18 protein-coding genes are annotated in these 19,026 nt (G+C 68.9%); 9 read left to right on the top strand and 9 right to left on the bottom strand.

What is annotated here, in order from left to right:
* Positions 1-23: 23 nt before the first annotated feature.
* From FR742_RS37055 to dnaA, 5 genes are all read right to left on the bottom strand, one after another.
* Entirely contained in the window at positions 24-524 is a 501-nt protein-coding gene (locus tag FR742_RS37055) for a DUF721 domain-containing protein (protein WP_261808987.1), read from the bottom strand.
* Positions 514-1,746 (bottom strand): DNA replication/repair protein RecF, encoded by a 1,233-nt coding sequence (gene recF / locus FR742_RS37060; RefSeq protein ID WP_148035925.1) that lies wholly within the window; start codon positions 1,744-1,746, stop codon positions 514-516. The genes FR742_RS37055 and recF overlap by 11 nt, the downstream gene beginning before the upstream one ends.
* Positions 1,747-1,808: 62 nt before the next feature.
* Entirely contained in the window at positions 1,809-2,759 is a 951-nt protein-coding gene (gnd, locus tag FR742_RS37065) for a phosphogluconate dehydrogenase (NAD(+)-dependent, decarboxylating) (RefSeq protein ID WP_148035926.1), read from the bottom strand.
* A 49-nt stretch (positions 2,760-2,808) separates the two neighbouring features.
* On the bottom strand, positions 2,809-3,948 hold the full coding sequence (gene dnaN, locus FR742_RS37070) for a DNA polymerase III subunit beta (RefSeq protein WP_148035927.1): 1,140 nt from the start codon (positions 3,946-3,948) through the stop codon (positions 2,809-2,811).
* A gap of 522 nt (positions 3,949-4,470) precedes the next feature.
* Entirely contained in the window at positions 4,471-6,066 is a 1,596-nt protein-coding gene (dnaA, locus tag FR742_RS37075; RefSeq protein WP_148035928.1) for a chromosomal replication initiator protein DnaA, read from the bottom strand.
* A gap of 446 nt (positions 6,067-6,512) precedes the next feature.
* Here dnaA and rpmH point away from each other — a divergent pair, with 446 nt between their 5' ends.
* From rpmH to FR742_RS37115, 8 genes are all read left to right on the top strand, one after another.
* Positions 6,513-6,650 (top strand): 50S ribosomal protein L34, encoded by a 138-nt coding sequence (gene rpmH / locus FR742_RS37080; RefSeq protein ID WP_020547366.1) that lies wholly within the window; start codon positions 6,513-6,515, stop codon positions 6,648-6,650.
* 63 nt (positions 6,651-6,713) lie between these two features.
* Positions 6,714-7,079, top strand: coding sequence for a ribonuclease P protein component (rnpA, locus tag FR742_RS37085; protein WP_148035929.1), 366 nt, complete (start codon positions 6,714-6,716; stop codon positions 7,077-7,079).
* Positions 7,076-7,354, top strand: coding sequence for a membrane protein insertion efficiency factor YidD (yidD, locus tag FR742_RS37090; RefSeq protein WP_148035930.1), 279 nt, complete (start codon positions 7,076-7,078; stop codon positions 7,352-7,354). The genes rnpA and yidD overlap by 4 nt, the downstream gene beginning before the upstream one ends.
* A 4-nt stretch (positions 7,355-7,358) precedes the next feature.
* Entirely contained in the window at positions 7,359-8,309 is a 951-nt protein-coding gene (yidC, locus tag FR742_RS37095; protein ID WP_148035931.1) for a membrane protein insertase YidC, read from the top strand.
* Positions 8,310-8,329: 20 nt separating this feature from the next.
* On the top strand, positions 8,330-8,818 hold the full coding sequence (locus FR742_RS37100) for a R3H domain-containing nucleic acid-binding protein (protein WP_148035932.1): 489 nt from the start codon (positions 8,330-8,332) through the stop codon (positions 8,816-8,818).
* 250 nt (positions 8,819-9,068) lie between these two features.
* Positions 9,069-9,761, top strand: a complete 693-nt coding sequence (rsmG, locus tag FR742_RS37105) for a 16S rRNA (guanine(527)-N(7))-methyltransferase RsmG (protein WP_148035933.1) — start codon at positions 9,069-9,071, stop codon at positions 9,759-9,761.
* 262 nt (positions 9,762-10,023) lie between these two features.
* The gene (locus FR742_RS37110; RefSeq protein ID WP_187281553.1) at positions 10,024-10,830 is read left to right on the top strand and encodes a ParA family protein; all 807 of its coding nucleotides are present in this window, start codon (positions 10,024-10,026) and stop codon (positions 10,828-10,830) included.
* A gap of 272 nt (positions 10,831-11,102) precedes the next feature.
* Positions 11,103-12,068: a ParB/RepB/Spo0J family partition protein gene (locus FR742_RS37115; RefSeq protein WP_148035934.1), complete on the top strand. Its 966-nt coding sequence runs from the start codon at positions 11,103-11,105 to the stop codon at positions 12,066-12,068.
* A gap of 301 nt (positions 12,069-12,369) precedes the next feature.
* On the opposite strand, the gene FR742_RS37120 is transcribed toward FR742_RS37115, so the two are convergent.
* From FR742_RS37120 to FR742_RS37130, 3 genes are all read right to left on the bottom strand, one after another.
* The gene (locus FR742_RS37120; RefSeq protein ID WP_148035935.1) at positions 12,370-13,413 is read right to left on the bottom strand and encodes a low specificity L-threonine aldolase; all 1,044 of its coding nucleotides are present in this window, start codon (positions 13,411-13,413) and stop codon (positions 12,370-12,372) included.
* Between the two features lie 1,328 nt (positions 13,414-14,741).
* Positions 14,742-15,713, bottom strand: coding sequence for a D-alanine--D-alanine ligase (locus tag FR742_RS37125; RefSeq protein WP_148035936.1), 972 nt, complete (start codon positions 15,711-15,713; stop codon positions 14,742-14,744).
* A 140-nt stretch (positions 15,714-15,853) separates the two neighbouring features.
* Positions 15,854-17,086, bottom strand: coding sequence for a PLP-dependent aminotransferase family protein (locus tag FR742_RS37130; protein ID WP_246640482.1), 1,233 nt, complete (start codon positions 17,084-17,086; stop codon positions 15,854-15,856).
* Positions 17,087-17,353: 267 nt separating this feature from the next.
* Between FR742_RS37130 and FR742_RS37135 the strand changes: the two genes are divergently transcribed.
* The gene (locus tag FR742_RS37135; RefSeq protein ID WP_148035938.1) at positions 17,354-17,971 is read left to right on the top strand and encodes a GNAT family N-acetyltransferase; all 618 of its coding nucleotides are present in this window, start codon (positions 17,354-17,356) and stop codon (positions 17,969-17,971) included.
* Positions 17,972-18,007: 36 nt separating this feature from the next.
* Here FR742_RS37135 and FR742_RS37140 read toward each other — a convergent pair whose 3' ends face one another.
* On the bottom strand, positions 18,008-18,949 hold the full coding sequence (locus tag FR742_RS37140) for a LysR family transcriptional regulator (protein ID WP_187281554.1): 942 nt from the start codon (positions 18,947-18,949) through the stop codon (positions 18,008-18,010).
* Positions 18,950-19,026: the final 77 nt, after the last annotated feature.

The raw sequence follows: 19,026 nt of genomic DNA on the forward strand, positions 1-19,026 counted from the left end.
GCTGTGGACGGCCGGCGGACCGGCTATCCGTAGGTGTCGCCCGGACCCCGGCTTCCGGTCACCCGCAATCCGCCCGTGGGGCGTGGGGCGTTCATCGGGCCTCTGACCTTCACCTTCGTCACGGTGTTGTCGCCGAGCTCCTCGTTGAGGCGGCGGACGAGGGTGCGCGCCAGCAGCCTGACCTGCGTCGCCCACGCCGTCGAGTCGGCCGCCACCAGCACCTCGCCGTCTTCGAACGACTCGGGCTTGGTGTGGGCCGCCAGGTCGGGACCGACGATGTCGGCCCACCGGCCGAACACGCCGCCCACGGCCGCGGACTGCTCCCAGCCCCGGGCCGCCAGGAGGTCAGCGATGGCCCGGCCGAACAGCAGCGGGTCGCCGGCGTCCCGGCGCGGGCCGGCCGCCCTGCGCCGGGGCTCGCTGCGCGGCAGCTGGCCCCGCTTGGCCGCGTCGGCCTTGGCCTGGGCGAGCTTCTCCCTGGCCAGGGCGGCGCCCCTGGCCGTGGCGTCGTGGTCAGCGGACACGTCGCACGCTCCCTTCAGCGACCTCGAATCTGGCTCCGGACAGCTCGGGCGGCACGTCGTCGTCCACAGCCGCCGTGATAAGGACCTGCTCGGCAGGGGCGACGATCTCGGCGAGACGGCGCCTGCGCTGCGCGTCGAGCTCCGCGAACACGTCGTCGAGGATCAGCACCGGGTCGCCGCCGTCGGCCCGCAGCAGGTCGTAGGCGGCCAGCCGCAGGGCCAGCGCGAACGACCAGGACTCGCCATGGCTGGCGTAACCCCTGGCGGGCAGCTCGCCGAGGCCGAGAACCAGGTCGTCGCGGTGGGGGCCGACGAGCGTCACGCCGCGTTCGAGCTCGGCGGGACGGACCTCCAGCAGCCGCTCCTTGAGCCGCTCCTCAAGAGTTTTCCCCAGGTCTGTGGATAACGTCGGCGCATCGGAAGATCCCCTCTCACCGGGGATTTCGTCCTCAGAGGCGTCGTCGCCTGTGGACAACGTGCTGCGATAGGCCAGCGTCGCGGGGGCGCTGGTGGGGGCCAGCGCGGCGTAGGCCCCGGCGACCAGCGGGCGCAGCGACTCGATCAGCTCGAGGCGGGCGCGCAACAGCTCGGCGCCGTGGCGCGCGAGATGGGCGTCCCACACCTCCAGCGTGCCCAGGACGTCGCCGGCGCCCGCCGCCGCGAACCCGGCCTCACTCTCGGCCTTCCGTCCGCTCCTGGCGCCTCTGCGGGCCTGCGCGGCCGTACGCAGGAGCGCGCCGCGCTGCTTCAGCACCCGGTCGTAGTCGGCGCGTACGCCGGCGAACCGCGGAGTCCTGGAGACCAGCAGGTCGTCGAGGAAGCGGCGGCGCTCGGACGGGTCGCCCTTGACCATGGCGAGGTCCTCGGGGGCGAACAGGACCGTGCGCAGCAGCCCGACGACGTCGCGCGCGCGGGACACGGGGGAGCGGTTGAGCCGGGCGCGGTTGGCCCTGCCGGGGTTGATCTCCAGCTCCACGAGGGCGCGCCGGTCGTCCCTGTGGACGGCGCAGCGGACGACTGCCCGCGAGGCGCCGTGGCGCACCAGCGGCGCGTCGCTCGCCACCCGGTGGCTGGAATGGGTCGCCACGTAGCCCAGCGCCTCGACGAGGTTAGTCTTGCCCTGGCCGTTGGGCCCCACGAAGGCCGTGACGCCCGGCTCCAGGCCGAGCTCCACGGACGTGTAGGACCGGAAATCGGTCAGCGACAGGTGGGCGACATGCACCCCACGAAGGTTAGTCGGCCGCGCCGACCTCTGCGGTCACCGGCTCACAGCCTGTGGAAAACTCACTCCCGCTCGCCGTCGCGGGGCAGCGGGGGCACGTCCGCGCCCGGCGCGTCGGCGCCCTTGGCCGTCGAGCCCTCGGCCGAGGTGGTCGCGTGGCCGCCGAACTGGTTGCGCAGCGCGGCCACCACCTTCATCGCCGGAGGGTCGTCCTGCCGCGAGCCGAACCTGGCGAACAGCGCGGCGGTGATCACGGGCAGCGGCACCTCGTGGTCGACTGCGGCCTGCACGGTCCACCGGCCCTCCCCGGAGTCCTGCGCGTAGCCGCGCAGGCCCTCCAGGTGCTCGTCGTCGTCGAGCGCCCGCACCATGAGGTCGAGCAGCCAGGAGCGGATCACGGTGCCGGTGCGCCAGCTGCTGAAGCAGCCCCGCACGTCCTTGACCACGTCGGAGGCCTCGAGCAGCTCCCAGCCCTCGGCGAAGGACTGCATCATGCCGTACTCGATGCCGTTGTGGACCATCTTCGCGAAGTGGCCGGCGCCCACGTCGCCGGCGTGCACGAAACCGTCCTCGCCCTCGGGCTTGAGCGTCTCGAAGATCGGCATGAGGCGCTCGACGTGCGGCCGGTCGCCGCCGCACATGAGGGCGTAGCCGTTGTCGAGACCCCAGACGCCGCCGCTCACGCCGCAGTCGACGAAGCCGACGCCCTTGCCGGCCAGCTCGGCGGCGTGCTTCTGGTCGTCCACATAGTGGGAGTTGCCGCCGTCGACGACCACGTCGCCCGCTGACAGCAGCTCGCCGAGGTCGTCGATCGTCTGCTGGGTGGGCGCGCCCGCCGGCACCATCACCCAGACCGTGCGGGGGGTCTGCAGCCGACTGACCAGCTCCTTCAGGCTCGCCACGTCGCTGAGGGAGGGGTCGCGGTCGAAACCGACCACGTCGTGACCGCCGCGGCGCAACCGCTCGGCCATGTTGCCGCCCATCTTGCCGAGTCCAACCATGCCGATCTGCATGTTGCCCCACTACCCCCTCGTCCGGATTCCACCATCTCCGACCGATTATTCAGCTAGACAGGCGAATCGGCATGATCAGGTAGCGGTAATCGGGAGTGCCGCCCTCGTCCACAGGCTTTCCACCGGTGAGGATGGCGGGCTTGGTCGAGGTGGTCATCTGCAGGCGGGCCACGTCGGAGTCGATCGCGCCCAGCCCTTCGAGCAGGAACTGGTGGTTGAAGGCGATGTTCATCTCCTCGCCCTCGTACTCGACGGGCAGGGCCTCGACGGCCTGGGCCTCGTCGCCGCTGCCCGCCTCCAGCACGACCTCGCCGCTCCTGAACGCCAGCCGCACCGGGGTGTTGCGCTCGGCGACCAGGGCGACGCGCTTGACCGCTTCGACGAACGGGCCTGTGGACAGGTCGGCGCGCGCGGAGAACTCAGTGGGCAGCAGCGAGCGGTACTTGGGGAACTCCGGGTCGAGCAGGCGCGTGGTGGTGCGCCGGCCCGCGCTGGAGAAGCCGATCATGCCCTCGCCGGTGCCGCCGGCGGAGCTGAGCGCGATCTCCACCTCGGCGCCGGTGGCGCCCAGGGCCTTGGCCGTGTCGGCCAGGGTCTTGCCGGGGATCATCGCGATGGCGGAGAAGTCGGGCTGGCCAGGCTGCCACTTCAGCTCGCGCACGGCCAGGCGGTAGCGGTCGGTCGCGGCGAGGGTGACGGTGTCGCCCTCGATCTCCATGCGCACGCCGGTCAGCATCGGCAGCGTGTCGTCACGTCCGGCGGCGACGGCCACCTGGCTGACTGCGGAGGCGAAGACGTCGCTGCCCACCCGGCCGGCCGCGGGCGGCATGGCGGGGAGCGTCGGGTAGTCCTCCACAGGCATGGTGAGGAGGGTGAACCGGGCGCTGCCGCACGTGACGACCGCCTTGGCGCCCTCCACCACGAAGTCCACAGGCTGTGCGGGAAGCGAGCGGGTGATCTCGGCCAGCAGCTTGCCGGAGACCAGGACCATGCCGGGCTCGCCGGTGTGCAGTTCGAGCGTCACCTCCGCCGAGACCTCGTAGTCGAAGCCGGACAGCTTCAACTGCTGCTCCTCGGTGACCTCCAGGCGCATGCCCGCGAGGACGGGCACGGACGGCCGTGCCGGGAGACTGCGTGCCGTCCATGCCACCGCCTCAGCGAGGACGTCTCGCTCGATTCGGAACATCACGGTGATCAGCCTCCTGCTTCGTCGTTGATTCCAAGTGTCTCGCCTCCGGCAGACGCGAACAGCGAGAACCCCTCTATGGGTCTTGAGTTTCTTCTTAAGAGATAAGTGGAGTCATCACACTAGGGGCGGTGGATACTGTGGAAAACCTGCGTCTCCGCAGCTCGACGGCCCGATTTTCATCCACTGCGGGTGTGGGTGACGCCTGGGGGTAACTTCGGCGGCTGGGGATGAAGCCGCGTTGCCCACAGGCCGTCCCCAGATCTTGGTGCCTTCGTCCACCGGTCATCCACCGGGTTTCCACCGGTTGTCCACGGGGTAAACGGGTCTTCCGTTCCGCCCTCGGAGGCTGTTCACAGGCCGTCCCCAAGTCATCCACCGGTAGTCCCCAGGTTCTCCTCAGGATGTCCCCACTGTTATCCCCAGCCTCTGTGCAGGAAATTTCTGGGCATAGCGGGGCGTACGAACGGCGGCTTGGCGCGTTTCCCCTGATCCACAGCGTTTTCCACAGGGTGTGCATGACGGCTAGGACCCGCGCGACGTCTGTTTGATGCGCATTGTCAGCTCGTTGACCTGGTTGTACATCGAGCGGCGCTCCGCGATGAGCGAGCGGATCTTGCGTTCGGCGTGCATCACGGTCGTGTGGTCGCGGCCGCCGAACTGCTGCCCGATCTTCGGCAGCGACAGCTCCGTCAGCTCCCTCGCCAGATACATCGCGATCTGCCGCGCGTTCACCAGAGCCCTGCTGCGCGAGCTGCCACACAGGTCGTCGATGCTGATGCCGAAGTATTCGGACGTCTTCGCCATGATCGTGGCGATGGTGATCTCCGGCCCCGACTCCGAGGTGATCAGGTCCTTCAGCACCACCTCGGCCAGTTGGAGATCCACACCCTGCCGGTTGAGGCTGGCGAACGCGGTGACCCTGATCAGCGCCCCCTCCAGCTCGCGGATGTTGGTGGAGATGCGGCTGGCGATGTACTCCAGAACCTCCGGCGGCGCCGCCAGGCCCTCCTGTATGGCCTTCTTCCTGAGGATCGCGATCCGCGTCTCCAGCTCGGGCGGCTGCACGTCGGTGATCAGGCCCCACTCGAACCGGTTGCGCAGCCGGTCTTCCAGCGTGATCAGCTGCTTCGGCGCCCGGTCGCTGGAGATCACGATCTGCTTGTTGGCGTTGTGGAGCGTGTTGAAGGTGTGGAAGAACTCCTCCTGCGTCTGCTCCTTGCCCTCCAGGAACTGGATGTCGTCCACGAGCAGGATGTCGATCGCGCGGTAGCGGCCCCGGAAACCGTCGGCCTTGTGGTCGCGGATGCTGTTGATGAAGTCGTTGGTGAACTCCTCGGAGCTCACGTAACGCACCCGGGCGCCGTCGTACAGGCTCTGCGCGTAATGCCCGATCGCGTGGAGCAGGTGAGTTTTCCCCAGCCCCGAGTCGCCGTAGATGAACAGCGGGTTGTACGCCTTGGCCGGGGATTCGGCGACGGCCACGGCCGCGGCGTGCGCGAAGCGGTTGCTGGCGCCGATGACGAAGGTCTCGAAGGTGTATTTCTGGTTGAGCCGGGCCGGCTCGCTGGGCTTGCTGCTCTTGGCTTCCCACCGGTTCGGCGCCGGTTCCGGCGCCTTCTCCACAGGCGGTGTGTACGACGGAGCCTGGTCGAACGTGCCCGGGTCGAAAGAGAACGAAGGCTGTGGATATTCGGTGGACGGCTGGCCGGATTCCGGCTGTGGAGAATAGAACTGCGGGGGCTCGGAAACCTGGAAATGCTGGGGTGGCGCACCCTGTGGAAAACGCGGCTGGGGGTCCTGCCCCTGGGGATAACCATTACCCCCAGGCTGGGGATGAAGATCCTGCTTGGGCGGCTCGGGGGCGGTGGTGTCGATCATCACGGCCAGCCGCATGGCGCGGCCCAGCTCCTGGGACAGCGCGTGAGCCACGAGCGGGCGCAGCTTGCCCTCGATGAGGTCCTTCAGGAAGTCGTTGGGGACGCCGAGCACGATCGTGTCGTCCGCGAGAGCGATGGGGCGCACCATCCCGAGCCAGGTGCGCTGCTGTATGGGCACGTTCTCGTTGAGAAAGTTGCCCAGAGCCCTGGCCCATACCGCGCCGAGGTCGACGTTGGTCATCGGGCGTTTCCCCCTCCTTCCTATCGCGGCCCCCCGCGAGTGTTATCCACACCCAGAGGGCCACCGCCTCGCGATCAGCCCTGCCGTCCACAGCGTCGAGCCCGGGTGGGAACCCCCAGGGTCTCCACAGGAGATCCACAAGTTGTGCACAGCCCTGCTAGTGGGTCTGGAAGGGCCGACAGTATCTATGTGCACAGCTGTGTTCAAGGCGTTGTCCACAGCCTAGTGGTACCTGAGTGCACAACATGTGGACGTCGGCGGGCCGGTGGAAAAGTCGCCTGTGGATCCGTGGATGACGGTTCCGGTTTGACCTGGGGCGCTCCTGACCCGTAACGTACGACGGTCGGCTTGTCACGCGTCGGCTATTTCGCGTGCCCTCGCCTTAATGACAGGCCAGCCATGTGTGTTCAGCGCCTCGTGCGCACCCTCAAGCCTGGAGCCCACTCGTGAGCAAGCGTACTTTCCAGCCGAACAACCGTCGCCGCGCGAAGACCCACGGCTTCCGGCTGCGGATGCGCACCCGGGCCGGTCGTGCCATCCTCGCCTCTCGCCGCCGCAAGGGCCGCGAGAAGCTGTCGGCCTGATCGACCCGCGCCCGACTTTCCGCCCGCCGGTGACTTGTGCCGGCGGGCGATAGGCGTATTCCCATGCTTTCCCGGCCATCCCGCATGCGGCGGGGCGACGACTTCCAGAAGGCGATCAAGCGCGGAAATCGCGCCGGTCGCCCTACTTTGGTGATACATCTCGCCGTTTCTGGGGAAGAGACGCCTCTGGTGGGTTTCGTGGTGAGCCGGGCCGTCGGAGGCGCGGTGGTGCGCAACAAGGTCAAGCGGCGGCTCCGACACCTGATGCGCGAGCGTCTCGACCGGCTTCCGAGAGGTAGCCTGCTTGTGGTACGCGCCAACCCCCCGGCCGCGTCAGCGCGATACGAGCACCTCGCCGCCGAGCTCGACTCCACCCTGGACCGATTGCTCAGGCGGCACGAGTCCGCGATGGATGGGCAGCAGAGATGACGGAGCAGCCGCAAGGGACGCCGAGCCTCGCCGCTCGCGTGCTGATCGTCCCCATCCGGTTCTATCGGGCGTTCATCAGCCCGCTGCTCGGTCCACGCTGCCGCTTCTACCCATCGTGCAGCGCGTACGGGCTTGAGGCGATGTCCGTACACGGAGCCCTGCGCGGCACATGGTTGACTGTCCGGCGCATCGGGCGGTGCCACCCATTCCACCCCGGAGGTATAGACCCGGTGCCCCCACGCCCGGTTCGGTCTCACGAATTGCAAGGGAGATAGCTCAGTGGAGCTGTCCTGGCTGAGCTGGCTCTATGAAGCCGTAGCCTTCGTCATCACCTGGATCCATACGGGATACGCCACCTTCCTCAACCCGGACAGTGGCCTGACGTGGGCGTTGACCATCATCACGTTGACCGTGCTGATGCGGATCTGCATCTTCCCGCTCTTCCTCAAGCAGATGCGCTCGTCGAAGAAGATGCAGGAGCTCGCCCCCAAGGTGGCGGACATCCGCAAGCGCTACAAGAACGACAAACAGCGCATGAACCAAGAGGTCATGGCGCTGTACCAGGGCGCGGGCGCGAACCCGCTGGGCGGGTGCCTTCCCGTTCTGGCGCAGTTCCCGATCTTCATCGGCATGTTCACCGTGCTGCAGGCGATGGCCAGCGGCGAGCCGAAGTTCGGCATGACCCAGGAGCTGGTCGACAGCGCCGGCAAGGCGCACATCTTCGGCGCCCCGCTGCCGGCCTACTTCTTCATGCCAGAAGCGGACATGATCGCCCTGGACGCGAGCCCCGTGCAGACGCGGGTCGTGATGGCGATCTTCGTCGCGCTGAGCTCGCTGACCACGTTCCTCACCGTCCGGCAGAGCGTCACGCGATCCATGGCGCAGATGCCCGACAACCCGATGGCCCAGCAGCAGAAGATCCTCATGTGGATCTCGCCGCTGTTCGCGTTCTTCAGCCTGAACTTCCCGCTCGGCCTGATCCTCTACTGGGTCACCACCAACGTGTGGACGCTCGGCCAGCAGCACTGGTTCTACAGCCGCAACCCGATGCCGCAGTTCGACGCCAAGGGCAACGTGATCCCGGTCAGGCCCAAGCCGAGCCTGGCCCAGCGGCTGCGCGGGACGACTCCGGAAGAAGAGGCCCCCGCCCCGCCTCCTGAGCCTAAGATCGTCAGGAACCAGCCCAGCCGCCAGAGCCGCAGCAAGCGCACCGGCAGCAAGAAGTCGTGATTACGAAGGAGAGGCCGGTCATGACCGAGGCCGAGCAGGAGAAAGCTCCTGATCTCAACGCGCTGGAGCAGGAAGGCGAGATCGCGGCCGACTACGTCGAAGGCCTTCTCGACATCGCCGACATCGACGGCGACATCGACATGGACGTCGAGGGAGACCGCGCGATGGTCTCCGTCGTCGGCATCAAGAGCAACGAGCTGGTCGGCCCCGACGGCGAGGTGCTGGAGGCGCTGCAGGAGCTCACCCGGCTGGCCGTCCACAGGCAGACGGGGGAGCGGTCGCGCCTCATGCTCGACGTCGCCGGCTACCGCGAGCGCCGCCGCGCGGAGCTCACCAAGCTCGGCACCGAGGTCGCCGACCAGGTCAAGGATCACGGTGAGCCCAGGGCTCTGGAGCCGATGACCCCCTTCGAACGCAAGATCGTCCACGACGCGGTGGCGGCCGCCGGCCTCCGCAGCGAGTCCGAGGGCGAGGAGCCCAACCGCTACGTCGTGGTCATGCCCGCCTGACCACTCCTCTGGCATCCCGGCCGCCGGCCCGCCTTCGGGCGCCGGCGGCCGCTCGCGTTTCCGGGCCTCTCCCAGGAGCTTTCAGGGGTACGAGCGAGCATCCGTTCTATCCACAGCCTTATCCACAGACCCCCTCTCCAGCTGCGCTTCCGCATTGTGGAAAAGTCGGCGCGGCGCGCTCTGGGGTTCCGTTCAGGCAGGGCCGATAGTCTTCGGTGAGATCGCCTGCCCAGCCTAGAAACCGTCACCCATGAGAAAGGGCCACCAAGCAGTGAGCGACGAGCTGCCGCCTCCGCCGGACATCGCGCGGGACGTGTTCACCGGCGACGCCTGGGACCGCGCCCAGGAGTTCGCCGGACTGCTCGCCGGCCCCGGGGTGGTGCGAGGGCTGCTCGGCCCGCGCGAGGTGCCGCGGATCTGGGACCGCCACCTGCTCAACTGCGCCGTCGTCGCGGAGGCCGTGCCTCATGACGCCCGCCTGGTCGACATCGGCTCCGGTGCGGGCCTGCCCGGGCTGGTGCTGGCCATCGTCCGGCCGGATCTCACGGTCACCCTGCTGGAGCCGCTGCTCCGCCGTACCGTGTTCCTGGAGGAGTGCGTCGAGGCGCTCAAGCTCGACAACGTCGAGGTGCTGCGCGGCCGCGCCGAGGAGCTGAAGGGCAAGCGGGAGTTCGACGTCGCGAGCGCCCGCGCCGTCGCGCCGCTCGACCGGCTGCTCACCTGGGCGATGCCGCTGCTCCGTGAGGGCGGCGAGCTCATCGCCATGAAGGGGGAGCGGGCCGCCGAGGAGCTCGCCGAGGCAGAGCCACGACTCAAGGCCGTCGGCGCCCTCACGGCCGAGCTTGTGACCGTGGGGCACGGTAAGGTCGAGCCGCCTGCAACACTGGTGCGAGTCGTAGCGGGTCGCGCGCCGGAGCAGAAAAGGCGGCGACGAAGGAGGTGACGGCATGCCAGTCGCGCAATGCGGTCTGGGCTGGCCGGACAGGCCTCTGTCCGAGAATCCCACCGGGGTTGGCTGGCCCGAAACGGGCGTGTCCCGACAGCGAATCCCCGTCACCGATACGCCACGGGTTGAAAGGATGGCCATCGTGACCCAGACCCCCCTGAACCCAGGTGATTCGCCGTTGGTACGAGAGGCGCTCAACTCAGTGGTTTCACGTGAAACACCGGCCGCACAGTTGTCCGCCCAGGCGGGTGATCTCCCCATGGGCGACAGTGACGCCTGGCCCAAGCCGGCGAAGACCCGGGTGATCGCGGTGGCGAACCAGAAGGGTGGCGTCGGCAAGACCACGACCTCGGTGAACATCGCGGCCGCGCTGTCGATGAAGGGCGAGCGCGTGCTGGTGGTCGACCTGGACCCGCAGGGCAACGCGTCCACCGCGCTGGCCACCGAGCACCGCGGTGACGTGCCGGATGTCTATCAGGTGCTGGTCGACGACCTGCCGATGGCGGACATCGTCAAGCAGGTCCCCGACATGCCCAACCTCTACTGCGCCCCCGCCACCATCGACCTGGCCGGCGCGGAGATCGAGCTCGTCTCCCTGGTGGCTCGGGAGGCGCGGCTGCGCCGGGCGCTGGCCGCGTACGACTCCATGGACTTCGACTACATCATCATCGACTGCCCGCCGTCGCTCGGCCTGCTCACGGTCAACGCCCTGGTCGCGGCGGACGAGGTGATGATCCCGATCCAGTGCGAGTACTACGCGCTGGAAGGTCTCGGGCAGCTCCTCAGGAACGTCGACCTCATCAAGGTCCACCTCAACCCGACGCTCCGCCTGTCCACGATCGTCCTCACCATGTACGACGGCCGCACCCGGCTGGCTTCACAGGTGGCGGAGGAGGTCCGGGCGCACTTCGGGGACACGGTGCTCAACACGCTGATCCCGCGCAGCGTCCGCCTCTCGGAGGCGCCCAGCTACGGGCAGTCGGTGATGACGTACGATCCGGGCTCCAGTGGTGCGATGGCCTACATGGACGCCGCCAGGGAGATCGCCCACCGCGCCCTGGTGTGAGATTGTGATCTCCCTCGGGGCGGTGCCCCTTCGAAAGCGCGGCATCTGCTGAGGGTCAACCGTCTGGGCTGATCGACTCGTGCATGCACGCTGTGAGGCTCGGGGGCAGGATGCCCCGTCTCGGGTTGATGGCGGCTTCTGGCATCGGGTGTGTTCAGGGCATGGTGGTGTAAATCCGGTGGGACGGTGTGTAGAGGCGGCCCTGGCCGGGGCAGGCAACGGTAACCTCTCCTGGAGTGACCGGAATCGGTTCGGGTGGATGAGGAGACGCAGTGAGCCAGCAGCGGCGGGGATTGGGCAAGGGGCTGGGGGCGCTCATCCCGACCGGTCCCATTGTTGACGGCGCGGGGACGGTGCCCCCTGCCAGCGGTTCGGCGGCGCCGGAGGCCGGACCGAAACCCGTCGCCGGGGCGTACTTCAAGGAAGTCGCCGTCTCCGCGATCGTGCCGAACCCGCGCCAGCCGCGTGAGGTGTTCAACGACGAACGCCTTCTGGAGCTGGAGGCGTCGATCCGCGAGGTCGGCCTCCTGCAGCCCGTGGTGGTGCGCCCCGTGGGTGGCGGACAGTACGAGCTCATCATGGGGGAGCGGCGGCTGCGGGCCTGCAAGATGGCGGGCCTGCAGGAGATTCCGGCGATCGTCCGCAACACCCGTGACACCGACCTCCTCCGCGACGCCCTGATCGAGAACCTCCAGCGTGAGCAGCTCAACCCGCTGGAAGAGGCGGCCGCCTACCAGCAGCTCCTCGACGACTTCGATGCGACCCACGACCAGCTCGCCCAGAAGGTCGGCCGCTCCCGCTCACACATCACCAACACCCTCCGCCTGCTCAAACTCCCGCCGGAAGTTCAGCTCAAGGTCGCGGCCGGCACCATCATGGCCGGTCACGGGCGCGCTCTGCTCGGCCTGTCCACGCCGGAGGAGATGATCCTGCTCGCCAAGCGCATCAGCGCCGAGTTGCTCCCGGTGCGCGCGGTGGAGGAGATCGTCGCTCTCGGCAGCGCCCAGGCCGCTCCGGCCAAGCCTGTCCGTGAACGTCAGGCCGGCAAGCCCACCGCTCCTGGCCTCTCTCATCTCGCGGACCGGCTCTCCGATCACTTCGAGACCAAGGTGAAGGTCGACCTCGGGCGCCGGAAGGGGCGCATCGTGGTGGAGTTCGCCACGATCGACGACCTTGAGCGCATCATCGGCGCCATGGCGCCTGAGGCGGCCCGTGCCATGCGGGAGGCCGGGGAGTAGTTCCGGTTCAAGTCTCGGTTTCACGTGAAACGTCCGCCGACTGCCCACGCCCCGTGTTTCACGTGAAACGCGGGGCTTCTTGTTGTCGGCCTCGTGCCGTGGTGGTGGCCCCTGCCTATGGCCCGTGTCTCTCCATCTGGGGAGGGCGCTCGGGACGTGTTTCACGTGAAACACGCGTCTTCGTGTTCCTGGCGCCGTGTGAGACCGCCTGTCTCGTGGCCGTCCTTCCCCATGGCTCGTGAACTCACCCCACGTTGTGAGAGCGCTCGGGACGTGTTTCACGTGAAACACGGGTGGGGCGTTACGCCGTGGCTGCCTTGCGGATGTCGTCGAGGAAGTCGTCGACGTGTTCCGGCGTCGTGTCGAAGGCGGTCATCCAGCGGACGACGCCTGCCGTCTCGTCCCAGAAGTGGAAGAGGTAGCGGCGCTGGAGGGCGGTGGCGACGTGGATGGGGAGCCGCGCGAAGACGGCGTTGGACTCGACGGGATACTCCAGGGCGACGCCGGGGACGTCGGCGAGGCCGTTCGCCAGGCGGAGGGCCATGGCGTTGGCGTGGGCCGCGTTCTGCCGCCACAGGTCGTCGGTGAGAAGCGCGCTGAGCTGAGCCGAGATGAAGCGCATCTTCGAAGCGAGCTGGAGCGACTGGCGGCGCAGGAACGGGACCGAGCCGGCGAGGGACGGATCCAGGACGACGACCGCTTCGGCGGCCAGCGCGCCGTTCTTGGTGCCGCCGAAGCTGAAGACGTCCACGCCCACCGCCGTGGTGATCGCGTCCAGGCCGCACCCGTGATGGGCCGCCGCGTTGGCCAGTCGGGCGCCGTCGACGTGCAGGCGCATGCCGGCGGCGTGGGCGGTCTCGGCCAGGGCGGCGATCTCGTCGGGGGAGTAGCAGGTGCCGAGTTCGGTGACCTGGGAGATGGAGACGACGCGCGGCTGGGGCTGGTGGTGGTCTCCCAGCACGGACAGGCGGGAGGTGATGTCACCGGGGCGGAGCTTGCCGTCCGGAGTCGGGACGGTCATGAGCTTCACGCCGAGGATGCGTTCCGTGGCGCCGGTCTCATGGGTGGCGATGTGGGCGGTGTCGGGGCAGATGATCGCGTCATAGCGGCCGAGCATGAGGGCCAGGCCGACCATGTTCGCGCCCGCGCCGTTCAGCACGGCGAAACCCTCGGCATGAGAGCCGAACACGTCCTCGACGCGCTGCTCGAACGCCCCCGTCCAGGTGTCGCCGCCGTACGCGGGTGCGTCGCCCTGATTGGCGGCGGCCATGGCTTCGAGGATGGCTGGATGGACGCCGGCGTGGTTGTCGCTGGCGAAGCTCTTCGGGTAGGTCGGCTCGATCACACGCCAAGGCTACTTACGAAAGAGACGCCCTTTCGTACGAGATCCGTCGCATCCGATCGGAGGATGGCCGCACCCGCATCCAGGAACGAGCACGCCGACGACCGGCGACCTGAGCGACATCCAGAAGACCGCCCAAGGCGCTATCCCGGACCACGGCGACCGGCGAGGGACCCTGTACCTTGGCCGGTAGCGAATCTGAAGGTACGCACTCCCACGCCCCTCGGCATGAGGCAAGTTCTGACTTCGGCGGCGGCGAGTCTTAGGCAGGAGGGCCACCATGGACCCCAGCGTGGTCGGGTCGATGGCAGGCGCTGTACCTGGATCTCGGCGAGAGCAAGTCCAGTAAAAGGCGGTGGCGCGTACGACGGGAGGTACTTCCACAGACCTCGGCGGAGGGCGCTGCTCCTGCTCTCGGAGAGGGACGAGTCCCGTAGGAGACGTTGCGCCTCAACCTCGGTGGATGGCGCGTATGACGAGGCGCTGCCACGCCCTTCAGCGGGGGCGTCCCAGCTCGGCGCGGCGCATCGGGCGGGAAAGGCGTCATGAACCCCGTCTGGCCGGGTCGACGCTAGGAGCTGCTCCCGGCCTTGGCGGGTGGTGCGTCCGGTGGGAGGCATTCCTACGGACCTCGGCGGAGGGCGCTGCCCCCGGCTCTCGGAGAGGGCGGCGAGTTTCCATGGGAGGCGCTTCCCTCGACCTTGACGCGTGCGATGGGAAGCGCTCCGACGCTCCTCGGGGCAAGCCTCCGCTTCGGCGGGTGACGAGTCCATGAGACCCGGCGTGGCCAGGGCAGGGCAGGAGTTGTTCTCGACCTCGGCGAGCGCGAGCCTCGCAGGAGGCGCTCCTACGCCTCTCGACGGGAGGCAAGGACCGGCTTCGGTGAGTGGCGACTCCCGAGAGGGAGATGCTTGCTGAGGCTGCGTGGGAGAACAGCGGGAGGCGCCGCTGTCGACCTTGGCGTGTGGCGCATTGGAGGGGAGGGTCCCAGGGACGTCGGCGTGGCGACCTCGGCGGGTAGCCCGTACGACGGGAGGCCCTTCCACGGACCTCGGCGGAGGGCGCTGCTCTCGACCTCAGCGGGCGTGTGCGATGGGACGCTCCGACGCTTCTCGGGGCGGCTCCCAGCTTCGGCGGATGGCCAGTCCTTGGCGGGAGGGCTCCATGGATTCCGACGTGGCTGGGCTGACAGGAGGCGCTGCTCTCGACCTCGGCGGGATGCGCTCCTGCACCCCTCAGGACGAGTCCGAGCTCGGCTGAGAACCGCGCGTGGCCGGTGGAGACAGTCCTCCCGACCTCAGAGGAAAGGCGCGTCCTCGGGGTGAAGGAGGTCAGAGGGTGGAGAGGTTGGGGCGGGGGCGGGAGGCGGCGTTCTGGAGGAGGGCGCGGCAGAGGTCGCCGAGGTCCTGGCCGGCCGCTTCCGCCGCCATAGGCAGGAGGGAGGTCTCCGTCATGCCGGGTGCGACGTTCACCTCCAGGAAGTGGGGGGTGTCGGTGGCGTCGACGATGAGGTCGGTGCGGGAGATGTCGCGCAGGCCGAGCGCCGTGTGGGCCGTCACGGCGGTTTCGGCGCAGGCCGCCGCCGCGGCGGGGGACAGGCGGGCGGGGGCGAAGAACTCCGTGTGGCCGGCTGTGTAGCGGGCGGCGTAGTCGTACACGCCCTCGTCGGGGACGATCTCCACGGCCGGGAGCGCGACGGGGCCCTCGCCCAGGTCGACGACCGAGACCGCGACCTCGATGCCCTCGACGTACCGCTCGATCAGCGCGGTGTCGCCGTAGGCGAAGCAGCCGACCATCGCGGCCGGGAGCTCCTCGGCGGTGCGGACGATGGAGGCGCCCAGGGCGGAGCCGCCGCGGGCGGGCTTGACGAACAGGGGGAGGCCGAGCTGGTCGACGATGCGGCCGAGCACGGCCGTCGCGCCGAGGTCGTGGAACGTCTCCTTGGGCAGCGTGATCGAGGCGGGCGTGCGCAGGCCGACCGAGCGGACGACGGCCTTGGCCGTGGGCTTGTCGAAGGCGACCCGGCACGCGTCGGGGTCGGCTCCCACGTACGGCACGTTGAGGAGCTCCAGCACCGAGCGGATCGCGCCGTCTTCGCCGGCTCCGCCGTGGAGCGTCACGAACACGGCGTCGGGCGGGTCGGCCAGGATCGACGGCACCAGCGACGCGTCCGTGTCGCGGGCCTCCACGTCGATGCCCGCCGCCCTGAGCACCTCGCTCACCCGGCGGCCGGAGCGCAGGGAGACCTCACGCTCGTAGGAAAGGCCGCCGGCCAGCACGAGCACGTGGCCCAGGTCGCTCATCTCTTCTCCTCGCTGATCGCCCGAGGTCCAACCGTACCGGCGGAGAAGGGGCGGTGGCGTACGACGGGCGTGGTTCACGCCGGCCGGGTGGAACGGCGAACGACCGGCGTCCGCGCGGACGCCGGTCGTTCGTGAGGTGGTCAGGCCAGGTCGGGGCCGGGCGTGTCCACGCCGGGGTGGTCCCGGGTGGAGCCGGTGCCGAACGTGTCGCGCAGCTGCATCTCCTGCTCGATGACGCCCGCCAGGCGGCGGACGCCCTCGCGGATGCGGTGCGGCTCCGGATAGCAGAACGACAGCCGCATGTGGCGGGCGCCGCTGCCGTCGGAGAAGAACCCGGTGCCCGGGACGAACGCCACCCGCTCGGCCACCGCACGGGGCAGGATCGCCTTCGAGTCGAGCCCTTCGGGAAGCGTCGCCCAGACGAAGAACCCGCCCGCGGGCCGTGTCCAGGTGACCTCCGGAGGCATCAGCGACTCCAGGGCGTCGAGCATGGCGTCGCGGCGCTCGCGGTAGAGCTCCTTGAACGTCTTGATCTGCTCGCGCCACGGCTGCGTGGCGAGGTACTGGCCGACGGCCAGCTGGGTGAACGACGAGTGCGACAGTACGGCCGACTCCATGGCGAGCACGAGCTTGTCGCGGACGGCGTGCGGGGCGAGCGCCCAGCCGACGCGGAAGCCCGGGGCGAGCGTCTTGGAGAACGACCCCAGGTAGACCACCCCGTCGGGGTTGTCCGCGCGCAGCGCGCGCATCGGCTCGCCGTCGAAACCGAGCAGCCCGTACGGGTTGTCCTCGACGATGAGCACCCCGGCGCGCTGGCAGATGTCGAGCACCTGCTGGCGCCGCGCGGTGTTGAGCGTGACGCCGCCGGGGTTGTGGAAGGTCGGGATCGTGTACAGGAACTTGATCGGAGCTCCCGCCGTCTCCAGGGCGTAGATGGTCTGGGCGAGGGATTCGGGCAGGATGCCCTGATCGTCCATGGCGATATGCACCACTTTGGCCTGATATGCGGCGAAGGTGCCGAGGGCGCCCACGTACGAGGGGCCCTCCGCCAGGACCACATCACCCGGATCGATGAAGATCCGGGTGATCAGGTCGAGTGCCTGCTGTGAGCCGACGGTGACGACCACGTCGTTGCCGCCGGCCTGAATCCCTTCCAGCGCCATGACCTCGCAGATCTGCTCGCGCAGATGCGGGTCGCCCTGGCCGGAGCCGTACTGGAGCGCTACGGGCCCGCGTCTGGTCACGAGATCCGAGACCAGCTCGCCGACCATGTCGAGGGGAAGCGCCGTGACGTACGGCATGCCGCCCGCGAGCGAGACCACCTCGGGCCTCGACGCGACGGCGAAGAGAGCTCGGATCTCGGAGGCGACCATCCCGGTAGCTCGCGCGGCGTACCGGTCGACGTAGGCGTCGATGCGCGACCCTTGGGTCGCGGGCGTCTGACCGTGATCCTGCTCTTCTGTCACGGCCCACCTCCTAGGTGTATATCGATCCGAGACTCCAGGTTACGCCAGCCGGACATGTCGCCCATGACGGGGCGGTACGGCCGTGGTGCCCGCTGGCGAGACCGTCACTGGGCTACGATGCCAGGTGGGGACGCGGTTTTCCGCGCTTTTCCGGGTCTACGATTGGGGCCGTAGTTGTCGCGTCGGCTGGTCAATATCACCCTGGACAATCTGGAAGATCTTCCAAGGCGCTGCCGCCAGTGTGTTTTCTGGGAGCTCGACCCTGTCAGCGGAGAGCGGGCGGTGAAGTCGGGTGACCCGGGGCTGGAGAAGGAGGCCTGGATCTCCGGCACGCTCCTCGAATGGGGGAGCTGCGGGAAGATCGTCTATGTCGACGGGGTGCCCGCGGGGTTCGTGCTCTACAGCCCTCCGCTCTACAGCCCGCGTTCGGTGGCCTTTCCCACGTCCCCGGTCAGCGCCGACGCCGTGCTGTTGATGACGGCCCATATCGTGCAGGAGTTCTCCGGCGGCGGGCTGGGGCGGATGCTCATCCAGGGCGTGGCGAAGGACCTCACACGCCGGGGGGTCAAGGCGATCGAGGCATTCGGGGACCTCAAATGGGAGGAGCCGAGTTGCGTGGTTCCTGCTGAATATTTGCTTTCCGTAGGTTTTAAAACTGTTCGTCCGCATTTGCGATTTCCGCGGCTGCGGCTGGAGCTGAAAACCGCCGTGTCCTGGCGCGAGGACGTCGAGGTCGCCCTGGAACGTCTCCTGGGCTCCATGAGCCCCGAACGCGCCCTTCGCCCGGTCTGACCCCAGTCTGCCCCCGCCCGCCCTCGTACGGGCCCGTCAGCGCCCTCCTACGGCCAGGGCGGCGCGATCGGCGTCCGGCACCCACTGACGCCGCGGGTCGAGCGGCCGGAACCTCTCGGACACGAAGTCGACGAGCGAGGCCAGCACCGGGTGGTGGTTCTGCCGGTGGTAGAGCAGCGAGCACGGGTAGACGGGGACGGGGTCGACCACCGGGATCTGCACGACACCGGCGTGCCAGGGCAGGCGGCAGCCCTCGCCGACGAACCCGAGGCGTTCGCCCGAGGCGATGTCGGCCACGAAGTGCTCCCAGCCGAAGTCCGGCCCCGTCGCGTCGATCCGGAGGTCGAACGCGGCGCCGAGGAGGCCGTAGAACTCGGCCCACTCGCTGCCGGGGGCGTTGCCGGGCATCCACACGGTCGATCCCGCGAGTCGTGAAACCTCCACCGCGCGCCGGTCGGCCAGCGGGTGGTCGCGGCTGATCAGCAGGTGCACCGGATCGAAGTAGGCCGGCACGTACCGGAGGTCCTCCTCCAGCGTCCCGCTGACGCGGACGAAGGCGGCGTCGACGGATCCCCTGGCGAGCGTGCCGCGGGCCGACCTGAGGCCGTTCGAGGTGGTGACGTCGATGTGCAGGTCCTCGGCCGTACTGTGGAACGCCCTGACCAGCTCGACCGAGGCCAGCCTGGTGTCCAGGACGTCGACCCGGAGCGGGCGGGAACGGCCGCGCAGCACGCCGAGCGCCTGGTCCGCGAGGCCGACGAGGCTGCGCGCGTAGTGCAGGAACGCCCGGCCGTCCTCGGTGAGGGCGGCACCGTTGCGTGAGCGGTAGAACAACCGCACGCCGAGGTCGGACTCCAATTTGGCGATCCGTTTGGAGACGGCCTGCTGGCTGATCTCCAGCCGGGTGGCGGCCTCGCTGAAGGAGTGGTCCTCGGTGACGGCGACGAAGGCCCGGACCGTACCGAGGTCCAGGTCCACAACCGGTGGATGTGGGGGATCGGCGTGTCGATTGTTGGACAACCGGGCCGCCTCTCGGGTCGAATGCTCGGGTTCGC

The organism is Nonomuraea sp. C10 (assembly GCF_008017515.1).
Taxonomy (GTDB): domain Bacteria; phylum Actinomycetota; class Actinomycetes; order Streptosporangiales; family Streptosporangiaceae; genus Nonomuraea; species Nonomuraea ferruginea.